General features: G+C 64.4%; 11 protein-coding genes. 7 read left to right on the top strand and 4 right to left on the bottom strand.

Going from position 1 to position 14,805, the window contains the following annotated elements; translation table 11 throughout:
• Positions 1–311: 311 nt before the first annotated feature.
• The 3 genes from pdxA to KVO92_RS19985 form a co-directional block, all read right to left on the bottom strand.
• Positions 312–1,301, bottom strand: coding sequence for a 4-hydroxythreonine-4-phosphate dehydrogenase PdxA (pdxA, locus tag KVO92_RS19995; protein ID WP_217477349.1), 990 nt, complete (start codon positions 1,299–1,301; stop codon positions 312–314).
• 81 nt (positions 1,302–1,382) lie between these two features.
• A complete protein-coding gene (locus KVO92_RS19990; protein WP_217477348.1) occupies positions 1,383–2,690 on the bottom strand; it encodes a peptidylprolyl isomerase in 1,308 nt (435 codons plus the stop codon).
• The gene (locus KVO92_RS19985) at positions 2,671–5,451 is read right to left on the bottom strand and encodes an LPS-assembly protein LptD (RefSeq protein WP_217477347.1); all 2,781 of its coding nucleotides are present in this window, start codon (positions 5,449–5,451) and stop codon (positions 2,671–2,673) included. The genes KVO92_RS19990 and KVO92_RS19985 overlap by 20 nt, the downstream gene beginning before the upstream one ends.
• 130 nt (positions 5,452–5,581) lie before the next feature.
• On the opposite strand from KVO92_RS19985, the gene KVO92_RS19980 reads away from it, so the two are divergent.
• The 3 genes from KVO92_RS19980 to KVO92_RS19970 are packed head-to-tail and all read left to right on the top strand — an operon-like array spanning position 5,582 to position 8,040.
• Positions 5,582–6,604, top strand: a complete 1,023-nt coding sequence (locus KVO92_RS19980; RefSeq protein ID WP_217477346.1) for an aminoglycoside phosphotransferase family protein — start codon at positions 5,582–5,584, stop codon at positions 6,602–6,604.
• The gene (murU, locus tag KVO92_RS19975; RefSeq protein WP_217477345.1) at positions 6,601–7,269 is read left to right on the top strand and encodes an N-acetylmuramate alpha-1-phosphate uridylyltransferase MurU; all 669 of its coding nucleotides are present in this window, start codon (positions 6,601–6,603) and stop codon (positions 7,267–7,269) included. Before KVO92_RS19980 ends, murU begins: the two co-directional genes overlap by 4 nt.
• On the top strand, positions 7,270–8,040 hold the full coding sequence (locus tag KVO92_RS19970; RefSeq protein WP_217477344.1) for a DnaJ domain-containing protein: 771 nt from the start codon (positions 7,270–7,272) through the stop codon (positions 8,038–8,040). It begins immediately after the preceding gene.
• A 169-nt stretch (positions 8,041–8,209) separates the two neighbouring features.
• On the opposite strand, the gene KVO92_RS19965 is transcribed toward KVO92_RS19970, so the two are convergent.
• Complete coding sequence (locus KVO92_RS19965) at positions 8,210–9,232, bottom strand: alpha/beta hydrolase family protein (protein ID WP_217477343.1); 1,023 nt, start codon at positions 9,230–9,232, stop codon at positions 8,210–8,212.
• Positions 9,233–9,334: 102 nt separating this feature from the next.
• On the opposite strand from KVO92_RS19965, the gene KVO92_RS19960 reads away from it, so the two are divergent.
• From KVO92_RS19960 to KVO92_RS19945, 4 genes are all read left to right on the top strand, one after another.
• Positions 9,335–11,755, top strand: a complete 2,421-nt coding sequence (locus KVO92_RS19960; protein WP_217477342.1) for a PAS domain-containing sensor histidine kinase — start codon at positions 9,335–9,337, stop codon at positions 11,753–11,755.
• Positions 11,756–11,758: 3 nt separating this feature from the next.
• Entirely contained in the window at positions 11,759–12,388 is a 630-nt protein-coding gene (locus KVO92_RS19955) for a response regulator (protein WP_217477341.1), read from the top strand.
• A gap of 212 nt (positions 12,389–12,600) precedes the next feature.
• On the top strand, positions 12,601–13,710 hold the full coding sequence (locus KVO92_RS19950) for an ABC transporter ATP-binding protein (RefSeq protein ID WP_217477340.1): 1,110 nt from the start codon (positions 12,601–12,603) through the stop codon (positions 13,708–13,710).
• Between the two features lie 52 nt (positions 13,711–13,762).
• Positions 13,763–14,794 (top strand): ABC transporter substrate-binding protein, encoded by a 1,032-nt coding sequence (locus KVO92_RS19945; RefSeq protein WP_019341338.1) that lies wholly within the window; start codon positions 13,763–13,765, stop codon positions 14,792–14,794.
• The last annotated feature ends 11 nt before the right edge of the window (positions 14,795–14,805 follow it).

Here is a 14,805-nt window from a genome sequence, read left to right as displayed (position 1 = left end):
CTGCAGGGCAGGAAAGACGATAACGGTGGCCCGGGGCCGGGTAGGGCGCAGTGGGGGCGGTATCAGTCGCTAAAAAGATGCCTGTGATCTGGCAGGGAGCAAGCAACATGCGGCAGCCTCTTTCCGGCTGAATGGCAATCAGCGCGGCCATGCCAACGCTCGTCAGCCGCCGAGCCCTATGCCGCCAGTGCACGGATCCCAGCGCACTCCCATGATGCAGCTGTATTGGAAACTATGACGCGGACATCCGTGTCGGCTGAGATCGGTCGTTCAGGCAAGGCCTACGAGCTGCTCGCAAGCCGCCAACCTTCTCAGTTCCGGCTGCCAGTCATCTGGTAGGCCGTTTCCAGCGCCACCTGCAGGCTGCCCAGGTCGACGCGGCCGGTGCCGGCGAGATCCAGCGCGGTGCCGTGGTCGACCGAGGTGCGCACGATCGGCAGGCCCAGGGTCACATTGACGGCAGCGCCGAAGCCTTTGTACTTCAATACCGGAAGCCCTTGGTCGTGGTACATCGCCAGCACCGCATCACAGTCCTCGAGGTGCTTAGGGGTGAACAGCGTATCGGCGGGCAGCGGGCCGACGAGTTCGAGGCCTTCGTCCCGAAGCGCGGCCAGGGCCGGCTCGATGATCTCGATTTCCTCACGGCCCAGGTGTCCGCCCTCGCCGGCGTGGGGGTTCAGCCCGCAGACCAGAATGCGTGGTCGGGTGATGCCGAACTTGGTCACCAGATCGGTATGCAGGATGCGTGTGACCCGCTGCAATCGCTCGGCGGTGATGGCTGCGGCAACGTCCTTGAGCGGAAGATGAGTGGTGACCAGAGCGACCCGCAACCCGCGGGTCGCGAGCATCATCACCACCTGCTCGGTGCCGGTCAGCTCGGCAAGAAACTCGGTGTGTCCCGAGAACGGAATGCCGGCCTCGTTGATCACGCCCTTGTGCACCGGCGCGGTGATCATGCCGGCGAAACTGCCATCCAGACAACCCTGGCCGGCGCGCTGCAGCGTGGTGAGCACGTAGCTGGCGTTGGCGGGGTCGAGCTGGCCGCTTGTTGTCGGGGTGGCCAGCGGCGTGTCCCAAACGTACAGATGACCGGCAGCGGCCGGCTGGGTCGGCCAGTGGTCCGGGGTTACCTCGATCAGGCTTATGTTCAAGTCCAGCTCAGCTGCGCGTGTGCGCATCAGCTCGAGGCTGGCGATGGCAATCAGCACATGCGGCTGGCTATCGCGAGCAAGCAGCAGGCAGAGGTCGGGACCGATGCCGGCGGGCTCGCCGGGCGTCAGGGCGAAGCGTTTGGCGGTCATGTCGATCAGCCTTTCAACGGATAAAAAAACGGGCCGGCCAAACTGGCAGGCCCGCGGGTAGCGTGCGCGATTGCGTCAGAATCAGATCTTGATCTCGACGTAGGCCTCGTCGCGAATCTGGCGCAGCCAGGTTTGCAGCTCTTCCTCGTATTTACGGTTGCGCAACAGTGTCTGCGCCTGTTGTTCGCGAACCTCTTCGCTGGCATCGGTTGCGCGGCGTCCGAGCACCTCGAGGATGTGCCAGCCGTACGGGGTCTTGAATACCTCGGACAATTGGCCATTGGGCGTGTTGGCCATCACTTCGCGGAATTCCGGCACCAGCGAGTTCGGATCGATCCAGTTGAGATCGCCGCCGTTGAGTGCCGAGCCTGGGTCTTCGGAGAAGTTCTTTGCCAGCTCGGCAAAGCTTTCGCCCGCCAGGATGCGGTCGCGCAGGCGCTGTACCAGGCGGCGACTTTCTTCTTCGCTGCGGATCTGGCTCGGCTTGATCAGAATGTGGCGAACATGGACTTCTTCGCGTACCTGATTGTCGCCGCCGCGCTTGTCCAGCACCTTGAGCAGAATGAAGCCTGGCGGTGTGCGAACAGGCTGGGTGAAGTCACCGACATTCATGGTGCTGACTTCGCTGTCGAACGGCGGGGGCAGCTGCGCGGCCTTGCGCCAGCCCATGTCGCCGCCTTCCAGCGCGTTCTCGCTGGCCGAGCGCGAGACTGCCAATTTGGCGAAATCCGCACCATTCTGCAGCTGCTCGTAGGTGTCACGGGCGATCTTCTCGGCTGCCTGAATGGCTGCCGAGTCGGCTGATTCCGGCACCGGGATCAGGATGTTGGCCAGCCGATATTCTTCGGAAAGTTGCATCTTGCCGAGGTCGGAGGCGAGGAAGTTCTCGACCTCCTGCTTTGAGACCTGGATACGTTCGGCGATGCGCCGTTGGCGCACGCGGCTGATGACCATCTCTCGACGGATCTGCTCGCGTGCGGTGTCCAGGCTCAGCCCGTCACGCTCGAGGGCGGCGCGGAATTGATCGAGGCTCATGTTGTTGCGCTGGGCAATGGTGCCCATCGCCTGGTTGAGTTCCTCATCGGAAATGCGGATGCCGGAGCGCTCGCCGATCTGCAGTTGCAGGTTCTCGGTGATCAGACGCTCGAGTACCTGCTGTTGCATCACGTCACGTGGCGGCATTTCGGCGCCGCGCTTCTCGATGGTCTGCTCGACCTCGCGAAGACGCTGGTCCAGCTGGCTCTGCATGATGACGTCGTTGTCGACGATGGCGACGATGCGGTCGAGAGGGCGCACCTCGGCGGACGCCGAGACCACCAGGGTGGCGTTGCCTAGCAGGAACGCGCCCACCAGTAGCGGGCGCAGGAAATCAGAAAGCTTGATCTTCACGTTCACGGTAGCCTTGTATGCCTTCGTCGAGGAATGTCTCGGTGGAGCTGCCGAACACGCCGCCGAGTCCCTTGAGGACGATTTGCAGGAAGATGCCGTTGTCCGGCTCGTCGTTCTGCGATGGGTTGAGACTGGTCTCGTCGTAGTCGATCCAGTAGCGATTGATCAGTCGCAGCTTCCAGCAGCAGTTGTCGTATTCGAAGCCGCCGAAGGCTTCCAGTGTACGGTTGCGGCTGTAGTCATGCTGCCAGCGCGCAATCACGCTCCACTGCGGCACGATCGGCCAAATGGTGGAGATGTCGTGCTGGTTGATCTTGTAGTAGTTCTTGATGTACTCCGGCGTACCTGGTGTGCCGTAGTCCCCGCCGTAGGTCCACAGACCGGTAGCCTGGTCGAATCGGACGGTATCGTTGCGATAGCGATAGCCGATATTGACGATCTTGTTCGGATTGTCGGCCGGCTGGTAGTGCCACATGGCGCTGCCGGAGCGGGTGCTGTGGCTGTCCGGGTCCCAGTTGAAGGTGGAGGTAAAGCGCCAGTCCCGGTTGTAGCGGTACATGTATTCGAGCGCATAGGGCGATACCGAAGAGGTCGCGTTGGCACGCGTCCTATAGTCGATGCCCCGAAGCTGGACCTTGCGATCCTCGAAGTAGAACGCCTGGCCGATGCTCAGACGCTGACGCTCGAACCCGTTCGGCTCGATCCAGCGATTGGTCACGCCGAGCGAGACCTGATTGGCGTCGCCGATGCGGTCCTTGCCGGAGAAGCGGTTTTCGCGCCACAGCGAGGAATAGCCGAACGAGCTTTCGCCAGTATCGAAGATTGGAATATCGTCCTGATCCTCTTCCGGCACGTAGAGATAGAACAGCCGTGGTTCGAGAGTCTGGCGATAATCCTTGCCGAACCACTGGGTGTCACGATCGAAATACAGGCCGCTGTCGACGCTGAAGATCGGCACGCTGCGGTTCTGCGATTGGTCGAACGACTCATAGGCGGCCAGCGTCTGCCGGCCTCGCGCATCGAGGTCGAGATCGTACTGGGTGTAGGCGTACTTGAGCGACGGCTTGACGAAGCCCCAGGTCCAGTCGAGCGGCAGGCTGACGCCCGGCTCCAGATGCAGGCGCTCGCCTTCGGCACGGGCCAGGCCTGTCAGGCGGTCGTCGTACCAGCGATGCTCGGGCAGGCCGGTGTTGCCATCTTCATCCGTGAAAAATCCTTCACGCAGGCTGCGCTGGAAGTTGACGAACTCGGTGTTATAAGCAAAGCGCAGGCCGCCCGGCTGGAAAGGCAACGCCCCGTTCAGGGTCAACTGCGGCAAGCGCTCGTAGGGCGTCACGTCAGCGACGGTTGCGCGCTCGTAAGCGTGCACGTTCAGCCGTGCGGTGTAGCTGTCGCCACGGTAAGTCAGGGTGCCGCGTTGGTCGAGGTGGTCCGGCTGGTCGATGCCCAGCTGGGTATCCAGATCCTGAAAGTAATAAGGGTCGCTGATATCGGTGTAGTCGACTTCAGCCAGCCAGCGGCTATCGAGGCCGGTACGGTGCTGCCAGCTGTACATCCAGCGCTGGTCTTCGTACTCGGACTGCCGCTTGCGATCATCGTTGCTGTCGTCGAGGTAGGCGGCGCCGAACTGGCCTTCGCTGCTGCGGGTCAGGTAGCGAAACTCACCTTCCATCAGCAGGCCGCGGTCGGTCATGTAGTTCGGGTACAGCGTGGCGTCGTAGTTCGGCGCCAGGTTGAAGTAGTACGGCGTAATCAGCGATAGCCCGGTATCGCTCGACGAGCTGATGCTGGGCGCCAGGAAGCCTGACTGACGACGGTCGTCGATGGGGAAGTAGATATAGGGTGTGTAGAACACCGGTACACCCTTGACCCGCAGTGTCACGTTGGTCGCCGAGCCGAAGCCGGTCGCTGGGTTCAAGGTGACGTTGTTGCCCTGCAGGTACCAGTCGTTGTCGCCCGGCTCGCAGCGTGTGTAGGTACCGTCTTTCAAACGGATGATGGCGTCGTCGGTGCGCTTGGCGTACAGCGCGCTGCCACGGACCTTGCCTTCGTGAACCACGTATTCGGCGTTCTCGACCTGGGCTTCACCGGTGTCGAGGAACAGCTCGGCGCGGTCGCCGACCAGCAGTGCACCGCGGTCGCGCAGGCGCACATTGCCTTTGAGCTCGCCACGGTTCTCCAGCTGGTGGAGGTTGGCCTCGTCGGCTTCGGCCTGGATGCTACCCTGGCGCAGCACCACGTCACCGGCCAGCGTCGCGATTTCCTGCTGCTGTTCGTAGCGCGTGGCTTTCGCCGATACATAGGTGGGCGCTTCGCTCATCGGCGTGTTGTCGAACTGACCCGGACGGCTCGGCTCGACATAGGTGCCTGCACAGTACGGGCCCGTCTCGGCCAACTGAGCATTGGTCAGTTGATCGCGCGGTACCCAGTCCAGATGGCTATAGTCGGCGCTACGCGATGCCAGCGCACGGCCCTTGCTCTCATTTACCAGCTTGGTGGTGGCTGTCGGGGCTGCCTTGGTCTTGCTGCTGCGCGGCTGGGCCGTGTTGTCGCTGGCAGCGCTGCCGCGATGCACCGGGCGGGGCGGCAACTCGGGGCTGGCAGCGTCGGAGGCGCAGCTCCAGCCACCGCCAGCACCGGGCTGGCAGGCAAATTGTTCGGCTGCGATCGCGACGGGCAGGGCGACGGGCTGCAACGCGAGCAGACCGCCAGTGACCAACAGAGGGAATTTTTTACGAAAAGCGGGATGTTTGACTGCCATCTTGTTTTGGGGTCCGTGCTTGCGGCGAGCCATCGGCCGGGCTGGGCCGCACGCCTCTCGATGGGCTGAAAAAGATGCTGGATAATAAAGCATGACCCGTCTATCGGCTAGCGCCGCGGAGAGCACTGATATGCCGCAACACGATCAACGCCTGCAGGACCTGAGTGCCTGGTTGGCCCCCCAGTTAAGCGAGCTTTTTGCGCGCCGCGGTTGGGGCAGCGTACCTGAGGCACCGCTGGCCCCCGCCAGCAGCGACGCCAGTTTCCGCCGCTACTTTCGCTGGGAGGCGCAGGGGCGCAGCTTCATCCTGATGGACGCGCCGCCGCCGCAGGAGAACTGCCGGCCGTTCGTCGCGGTGGCGGCGTTGCTCGCCAGTGCAGGCGTCAACGTGCCGGAGATTCTGGCCGAAGACCTTGATCGCGGCTTTCTGCTGCTGAGCGATCTGGGGCGCCAGACCTACCTGGACGTCATCGACGAAACCAATGCCGACCGGCTGTTCGGCGATGCTATCGAGGCGCTGCTCGCCTTTCAGCGCTTGCCGCTGGCGACATCGCTGCCGAGCTACGACGAGGCACTGTTGCGCCGCGAGCTGCAACTGTTCCCCGAGTGGTACGTGCAGCGTCATCTGGAGCATCAGTTCAGTGCGGCTGAGCTGCAGGTGTGGGAACGCAGCTGCCGGCTACTGATCGATTCGGCGCTGCAGCAGCCTCGAGTGCTGGTGCATCGCGACTACATGCCGCGCAATCTCATGATCAGCGAACCTAACCCGGGCGTGCTGGACTTCCAGGATGCGGTAGTCGGCCCGGTGACCTACGACATCACATCGCTGTTCAAGGATGCGTTTCTCAGTTGGCCGGAGGCGCGGGTGCAGGATTGGCTGCGGCGCTATTGGGACGCCGCACGGGTCGCGGGTATTCCGGTCCACGAGCGCTTCGACGACTTCCAGCGCGCCAGCGACCTGATGGGCCTGCAGCGGCATCTGAAAGTCATCGGCATCTTCGCGCGGATCTGCCACCGTGACGGTAAGCCACGCTACCTGGCCGATGTGCCGCGGTTCTTCGCTTACATCGAGACCGTGACGGCGCGCCGCCCCGAGCTGGCAGAACTGCGTGCTCTACTGAAAAGCCTTCCCGACGAGCAGGTGCAACCATGAAGGCGATGATTCTCGCCGCGGGCAAGGGCGAGCGCCTGCGCCCGCTGACCCTGCACACGCCCAAGCCGCTTGTGCAGGTCGGCGGCGTGCCGCTGATCGAATATCACCTTCGCGCGTTGGCGGGCGCGGGAATAACCGAGCTGGTGATCAATCATGCCTGGCTCGGCGAGCAGATCGAGGCCTATCTGGGGACGGGCGATCGTTTCGGCGTGCAGATCCAGTACTCGGCCGAGGGCGAGCCGCTCGAGACGGGGGGCGGGATCCATCGCGCGCTGCCGCTGTTGGGCGATCAGCCGTTCATCGTGGTCAATGGCGACATCTGGACCGATTTCGACTTCGCTTCGCTGGCGCTGCCGCCCACGGCGCTGGCGCATCTGGTCCTGGTGGACAATCCGCCTCACCATCCCGCGGGGGATTTCCAGTTGACCGACGGCAAGGTCATGGAAGGTGCGTCGGGGACTACCTTTACCTACAGCGGCATCGCCGTGCTGCATCCACAGCTGTTCCGGGGCTGCCGTGCTGGCGCCTTCAAGCTCGCGCCGCTGTTGCGCCAGGCCATGGCCGAAGGCGCGGTGAGCGGTGAGCACTACAGCGGGTGCTGGGTCGATGTCGGTACCCACGAGCGACTGGCCGAAGTCGAGGGCATCCTCGAGGCGCGTCGCTGAATGTTCTGGCCCATCACCCTCTTAGGGGCTCTGCTCGGCTGGCTGATCGCGAGTATCCCCGGGGCGCTGCTCGGCGCGCTGCTTGGCCAGGGTATCGATCGGCGCCTCGGGTTGACGTCCTGGACCCGATTGCGCGAGCGCATGACGGGCGCAAGACCGACGCTGCACGGCGATGAACTGTTGTTCTTTCTCCTCGGGCGGCTGGCCAAGAGCAGCGGTCGGATCAGCGAGGCGCATATCCAGGCTGCGCGCAGCGAGATGCAGCGGCGACAACTGGCGCCCGCTGCCCAGCGAGCCGCCATCGATGCCTTCTACCGGGGCAAGTCCAGTGGTGACGGCCTGCGTGATCCACTACAGCGCCTGAGTGGTCGCCACGACGAGGCCAAGGCGGTGCTTCAGGCTTGCTGGCGGATGGCTCGCGCGCAGGGGCAGATCGATGCGCGCGAGCATGAATTGGTGATGCTCTGGGGCAAGTGGATGGGCTGGGATGCGGCCGCGATTGCGGCGCTGGACCCGCGCGGCGGGCGTCAGCAGGGCGCGCCGAGCAACCTGGGCGGGGCCTACGAGCAGGCGCTGCGTTTGCTCGGCGTGCGCGCCGACAGCGATCCGCAGGCGATCAAGCGGGCCTACCGGCGGCTACTCAGCAAGCATCATCCCGACAAGCAGGCCGGCGCGGGCGCGAACGCCACTCAGGTACGCGAGGCTACCGAGCGGACGCGCGAACTGCACAGCGCCTATAACCTTGTGCGTGAGCGGCGGGGGTTTCGCTAGGCTTTGTACGAAAAGTGCCTGCGCTCGGTGATGCGGCGTTGAAATCGCTCTGGTACGCCAGCCCGGTCAGAATGCTCATTTACACTGCGTAAACTGCGCGTCTTCGAGCGTTTTCGCCTTGCCTGACCTTCGCTCGACGACTTTTCGTACAGAGCCTAGGGCGCGACCCTTACGGCGTCCGTGACAGCCAGCCACGGACGCGCCGCAACAGCTGTTCGTCGTCGACCTGGCGATCCCCGGTCCGTGGCGGCAGTCCTATCTGGCCGTAGCTGGGATGCCGGTTGCGGCGGCTGGCATTCAACCGGTCGCGGGCAGCCGACAGGGTGCCGGCCCCTTCCTTGTTATAGAAATCATCGATCGGCAGCTTGAGTGGCGCCACCAGCTGCGCGAGCGGCTCATCCTGTCCGTCGGGTTGGCGCGGTTGCACCATGACCAGGCGCGTGACGTCGGGCGGTCCCTGTTGCTGCAGGAACTGCGCACCCCAGTAAGCACCGGTGCCGTGACCGAGCAGCACCATGGCGGCTGGCTGCTTGCTGCGGGCGAATGCCAGTGCCGCCTCGATGCGTTTGGCGATTCGCTCGGCCTGGGTGAGCGATGGGGTGGGCGCAGTGGAGGCGTCGGCGGCCTCGGGCTCGTTAGCCGGTTCGCCTGCCGTATCAGTGGCGGCGGAGGTCGTTTCCGGGAGGTAGCCCGCCTCGCTGGGAGGCGACGCCTGCTCGGGTTCGGAGGTTTCGCCGCTGGCTTGCTCCGGCGCGGCGGGCTCGGTTGCGGGGTCGGCCGTTACTGACGCGACAGGTGCGGCGGCATCTGGGAGGCTCAGGCTCAGCGTATGCCAGCCGTGATCGGGTAGGCCGCGCCGGAGCGGACCAACGCCGCGTGGCCAGTCCGCGCTTTCACCCTCGCCGGGTAGCAGGATGATGACGCCTTTCGGATCGCCGTCGTTGGCCGGTCGCCATAGGGCGACGAAGTCTTCCTCCGCGGCGTTCAGGTTCACGAATTCACTCGCCGGCAACTGGCGTTTCAGTTCAGCGGCAATGGTGTCGCTGCGCGAGAGCGGCACCGGGTGATCGGTCGGGACCGCTTCCGGCACGGGCTCCGGTGCCGCGGGCTCGTCCGCCGCGATAGCCGAATGCGTGGCCAATGCCACGCAGAGCATGGCGAAGTACCTGACGGGATGGCGGGTAGACAACATGGGCTTCCTCTCAAGCACCGACCTGGCCGTGAGAATGCTGGCGCCGGCGGTGCAGATGCACTACAAAAGCGTTTCGGCCTGTCTGCCGATCTCGTGAGGCCTATGGTGTCATCTCTGCTGCGTTGCTGCCTGCTGCTGCTCTCGTTGGTTCATCTGCCAGCGCATGCCTGGAGCGTTCCGCTGAGCGACGCGCAACTGGCGTGGTTGCGCGAACATCGGCAATGGCGCGTCGGCGTCGTGATGACCCCGCCTTTTGCCGAATTTGACCAGCGCCAGCGACGCTTGTCCGGTTTCAACGTGCAGTTCATGGAGCGGCTCGCGGCCGGGCTCGGGGTCGAGCTGCAGTGGCATCGCTTCATCGATGAGGACGCGCTGGAGAAAGCCATGCGCGCCGATGAGATCGACCTCGCCCCCGGGCTGCGGCAGACGCGCGAAGGGCTGCGCACCTGGCGCTACAGCGATCCCGTTCTACGTGTGCCGAGACTGATTATCGGCGATGTCGCCGGTCCTCGGGCCATCGATCTCGAACGTCTGGACAGCGATGACGTGATCGCCCTCGAAGGTCCAGGCCCGGTGGCCGACTACATGCGCAGCAATTATCCGAGCCAGCCGGTGCTGGAGGTGTCCAGCCAGTTCGAAGCACTGCGCCAGCTGGTCGAGGCGCGGGTGCGCTTTGCCATCGTCGACGAGCCGCTATACGGTCGGCTGTCGCAGCGCGCCGAATATGCCTCGCTGGATGTCGTCGGCGACCTGGGCATTCCGCAGCTGCTGCGGATCGGCTCGCGTCGCGACAGTCCCGTGATGAGCGCCGTGATCGACCAGGCGCTGCGCAGTTTCCCGGCACAGGAGCTCGGCCGGCTTCAGGAACAGTGGTTGAAGTCGCGCAGCATCGACCAGTCCCGGCGCATCAGCCATTGGCGCAGCCTCAGTCTGTTGCTGGGCCTGCTGTTGCTGGCGGCGCTCATGGCGCTGGTCTGGCAGCGACGCCAGCAGGGGCTGCTCGAGGCGCGCCTGAAATCGGCGCGGCGGGACATCGAGCTGCGCGAGGCCGCCGAAGAGGCGCAGCGCCTCACGCAGTTCTGCCTCGACCACAGCACCGTCGGCATCCTCTGGCTGAATTGGGACAGTCACGTGCGGTACGCCAACCAGGCCGCCGAGGAGCTGCTGGGGTACGCCGCCAACGAGCTGATCGATCAACCCCTGCAGGCGCTGGATCCGGCATTGGGCATGGATGACTGGCTGCAGCTCTGGCGCGCCGCGCGCAGCGGCATCGACGATCATCAGGTGCACGAACGCGACTGGCAGCGAGTCGATGGCAGCCGCTTTCCAGCGGCCGTCACCCTGAGTTTTCTGCGCTTCGGCAGCAAGGAATACCTGGTGGTGTTTCTCGCTGACATCACCGAGCGACGCCGGGCCAGTGCGGCGTTGCAGGAAAGCGAGGTGCGGCTCAAGGCCATGGCCGGCAACGTGCCGGGGCTGGTGTTTCGTCTCGAGCGGCAGGAGCCCGGCGCGCCGGTGAGCATCGGCTACATCAGCGAGGCCAGCCAACGGTTGGTCGGCTATTCGGCGGACTTGCTGCAACAGCCGGGCCGCGGCATTCGCAGCCTGGTTCATCCCGATGACGAGCCGGGCTATTGGAGCAGTCAGCAGCAGGCGCTCGACAGCATGAGTGACTGGCACTGGCAGGGGCGCATCCTGACCCGTTCCGGTGAAACTCGCTGGGCCGATATCCGCGCCTCGGTCCGCGGGCAGCTCGAGGGGCGGCAGGTCTGGGACGGTATCGTCTGGGACATCACCGACAACAAGCGGATCGAGCTGGAGCTGGACGCCTCGCGTGCCCAGTTGCGCAAACTGGCGGCGCACGTGGAAACCGTGCGCGAGGAAGAAAAAGCACATATCGCACGCGAAGTGCACGACGAGCTGGGCCAGATGTTGACGGTACTGAAGCTGGAAATCTCCATGTGCGAAATCAGCTTCGCCGAGCTGGACCCCGGCCTGGCGGCCCGATTGCAGAGCATGAAGCGGTTGATCGCCCTGTTGTTCCAGCAGGTACGCGATGTCGCGACCGCGTTGCGCCCCCCGATCCTGGACGCGGGGATTGCGTCGGCCATTGACTGGCAGGCGCGGCGCTTCGAGGAGCGCACCGGCATCGCCTGCCTGGTCGAGGTGCCGGAGTGCCCGCCGCAACTGAGCAGTGCCAAGGCCGTCGGCCTGTTTCGCATTCTCCAGGAAGCCTTGACCAACGTGATGCGTCACGCCAACGCGCAGACCGTGAGCCTGTGCCTGGAGCAGCGAGGGGATGTGCTCAGTCTGAGCATCAGCGATGATGGCCAGGGCTTCGTGGTGCAGCCGGGGCGCCAGGGGCTGTCGTTTGGCCTGGTCGGCATGCAGGAGCGGGCTCAGATGCTGGGCGGCACGTTGGCGCTGGAGAGCCAGCCGGGCGAGGGCACGCTGATCCGGGTATCAGTGCCGCTGGATGCGCCGGCCCAACCGGCGCCACTGATCAGTACATTGGAGAGCTAGGCCATGATTCGGGTAATCGTCGCTGAAGACCACACCATCGTCCGTGAGGGCATCAAGCAGCTGATCGGGCTGGCCAAGGATATGCAGGTCATCGGTGAAGCGGGCAACGGTCAGCAGCTGCTCGACCAGTTGCGCCTGACCCCCTGTGATGTCGTCCTGCTGGACATCTCCATGCCCGGCGTCAGTGGCCTGGAAGCCATTCCGCGAATCCGCGCGCTGAGCGAGCCGCCGGCGATCCTGGTGTTGTCGATGCACGACGAGGCGCAGATGGCGGCGCGCGCCCTCAAGGTCGGTGCGGCCGGTTATGCCACCAAGGACAGCGACCCGGCCTTGCTGCTGACCGCGGTGCGCAAGGTCGCTTCCGGTGGCCGCTACATCGATCCCGAGCTGGCCGACCGCATGGTCTTCGAGGTCGGTTTGACCGACTCCCGGCCGCCCCATGCGCTGTTGTCCGAACGCGAGTATTCGGTATTCGAACGGCTCGTGCACGGTGACTCGGTCAACGACATTGCCGCCAAGCTGGCGCTCAGCAGCAAGACCATCAGCACCCACAAGGCGCGCCTGATGCAGAAGCTGGTCGCCCATTCGGTGGCCGACCTGGTGCGCTACGCCATGGAGCACAAGCTCGTCTGAGCCGCCTCACTAAGCACCGGCGCAGGCCCCTTCGATCCCGCCTCACGCCTTGCCCGGTGGTCACGCGTGCCGCTTGAGGGCGCGACGGCTGTAGGGCATTCCCTACACGCGCCTCTCCGTTTCGCTGAGTCCAATCACTCAGCTGCGCCGATATTCGCCGGTTCGCGCCGCTCCTAACCTGTGCTCACGGAACAACGGCACACAGGTGCGGCATGCTCGACTCCAACGCGAACGATGTACTGGTCAGCTTTCGAGGCATCCAGAAGAGTTACGACGGCGAAGCGCTGATCGTCAAAGACCTCAACCTGGATATCCGCAAGGGCGAATTCCTCACGTTGCTCGGCCCGTCGGGCTCCGGCAAGACCACCAGCCTGATGATGCTCGCCGGCTTCGAGACGCCTACTGCGGGGGAGATCCTGCTCGGCGGCCGCTCGATCAACAAGCTGCCGCCGCACAAGCGCGACATGGGCATGGTGTTCCAGAACTACGCCCTGTTCCCGCACATGACGGTGTCGGAAAACCTCGCCTTTCCCCTCAGCGTGCGCGGCATGCCCAAGCTCGACATCAAGGAGCGGGTCAAGCGCGCGCTGTCGATGGTGCAGCTGGAAGGCTTTCGCAACCGCTACCCGGCGCAGCTCTCGGGCGGCCAGCAGCAGCGTGTGGCGCTGGCCCGGGCGCTGGTCTTCGAACCGCAGCTGGTACTGATGGACGAGCCGCTGGGCGCGCTGGACAAACAGTTGCGCGAGCAGATGCAGATGGAGATCAAGCACCTGCACCAAAGCCTGGGCGTGACCGTGGTTTACGTCACGCACGACCAGGGTGAGGCGCTGACCATGTCCGATCGGGTCGCCGTGTTCCATCAGGGCGAGATCCAGCAAATCGACGAGCCGCGAGCGCTGTACGAGCGTCCGGCGAACACCTTCGTGGCCAACTTTCTCGGCGAGAACAATCGCCTGCCGGCGCGGCTGGTCAGCCGGGACGGGGAGAACTGCGTCGTCGAGCTGGGTCGCGGCGAGCGGGTCGAGGCACTGGCGGTCAAGGTCGGCGCGCCGGGCGCTCCGGTCAACCTGTCGATTCGACCCGAGCGGGTGCGCCTCAACGGCGCCAGCGCCAGTTGCCCGAATCGCTTCACCGGGCGGGTGGCCGAGTTCGTCTATCTGGGCGATCACATCCGCATTCGGCTCGAGGTATGCGGCGTCAGCGATTTCTTCGTCAAGCAGCCGATCGCCGAATTCGATCCCGCCCTGGCGGTTGGCGACGTCGTGCCGATCGGCTGGCAGGTGGAACACGTCCGTGCACTGGATCCGCTGCAAGCGGCATAAGCAGGGACAACAACAAGAAGCTGTTTTCAACCGCATCATGGAGCGAACGACAATGCTGAACATCCTGAAATTGACCGCCCTGAGTATCGGCCTGGCATGCGCCGCGCAGGCCTCGGCGGCAAACCTCACGGCCGTCACCTTCGGCGGCGCCAACAAGCAAGCGCAGATCAAGGCCTTCAACGAACCCTTCGAGGCCAAGACCGGCAACAAGATCATCGCCGGCGAATACAACGGCGAGATGGCCAAGGTAAAGGCCATGGTCGACACCAACAGCGTGTCCTGGCACCTGGTAGAGGTCGAGTCGCCGGAGTTGTCGCGTGGCTGCGACGAGGGGCTGTTCGAGGAGATAGACCCTTCGGTGGTCGGCAATCCGGACGATTTCGTCGAGGGCGCGGTACAACCCTGCGGCGTCGGCTTCTTCGTCTGGTCCACGGTGCTGGCCTACAACGCCGACAAGCTCGCCAGCGCGCCGAGCGGCTGGGCGGATTTCTGGGACACCGAGAAATTTCCTGGCAAGCGCGGCCTGCGCAAGGGCGCCAAGTACACCTTGGAGTTTGCACTGATGGCTGATGGCGTTGCGCCGAAGGACGTCTACAAGGTGCTGGCTACCAAGGAGGGTCAGGACCGGGCGTTCAAGAAACTCGATCAGATCAAGCCCAGCATCCAGTGGTGGGAAGCCGGCGCTCAGCCGCCGCAGTTCCTGGCCTCCGGCGACGTGGTCATGAGCAGCGCCTACAACGGCCGTATCGCCGCGGTGCAGGATGAAAGCAATCTGCAAATCGTCTGGGATGGCGGTATCTATGACTTCGATTCCTGGGCCATCCCCAAGGGCGCGAAGAACCAGAAGGAGGCCCTGGAGTTCGTTGCCTTTACCGTGCAGCCCGAGCAGCAGAAGGCCTACTCCGAGAACATCGCCTACGGTCCGGCCAACACGAAGGCGGTCGAGCTACTCGACCCGAAACTGTTGAAGAACATGCCCACCACGCCGGAAAACATCGCCAACCAGGTGGCGATGGACGTGACCTTCTGGGCTGACTACGGCGAGCAGCTGGAGCAGCGCTTCAACGCCTGGGCCGCCCGCTAAGCGCGCCATGC

Origin of the sequence: Stutzerimonas stutzeri, from assembly GCF_019090095.1 — a bacterium.
GTDB classification, from domain to species: Bacteria; Pseudomonadota; Gammaproteobacteria; order Pseudomonadales; family Pseudomonadaceae; genus Stutzerimonas; species Stutzerimonas stutzeri_AN.
This window is presented reverse-complemented; position numbering and strand designations above follow the sequence as displayed.

Bases quoted from the DNA above. Each gene is read 5' to 3' on its own strand.
- KVO92_RS19965 (WP_217477343.1), bottom strand. From the start codon at position 9,232: ATGTTGTCTACCCGCCATCCCGTCAGGTACTTCGCCATGCTCTGCGTG.
- KVO92_RS19955 (WP_217477341.1), top strand. From the start codon at position 11,759: ATGATTCGGGTAATCGTCGCTGAAGACCACACCATCGTCCGTGAGGGC.
- KVO92_RS19985 (WP_217477347.1), bottom strand. From the start codon at position 5,451: ATGGCAGTCAAACATCCCGCTTTTCGTAAAAAATTCCCTCTGTTGGTC.
- KVO92_RS19950 (WP_217477340.1), top strand. From the start codon at position 12,601: ATGCTCGACTCCAACGCGAACGATGTACTGGTCAGCTTTCGAGGCATC.
- pdxA (WP_217477349.1), bottom strand. From the start codon at position 1,301: ATGACCGCCAAACGCTTCGCCCTGACGCCCGGCGAGCCCGCCGGCATC.
- KVO92_RS19980 (WP_217477346.1), top strand. From the start codon at position 5,582: ATGCCGCAACACGATCAACGCCTGCAGGACCTGAGTGCCTGGTTGGCC.
- KVO92_RS19970 (WP_217477344.1), top strand. From the start codon at position 7,270: ATGTTCTGGCCCATCACCCTCTTAGGGGCTCTGCTCGGCTGGCTGATC.
- KVO92_RS19945 (WP_019341338.1), top strand. From the start codon at position 13,763: ATGCTGAACATCCTGAAATTGACCGCCCTGAGTATCGGCCTGGCATGC.
- KVO92_RS19960 (WP_217477342.1), top strand. From the start codon at position 9,335: ATGGTGTCATCTCTGCTGCGTTGCTGCCTGCTGCTGCTCTCGTTGGTT.
- murU (WP_217477345.1), top strand. From the start codon at position 6,601: ATGAAGGCGATGATTCTCGCCGCGGGCAAGGGCGAGCGCCTGCGCCCG.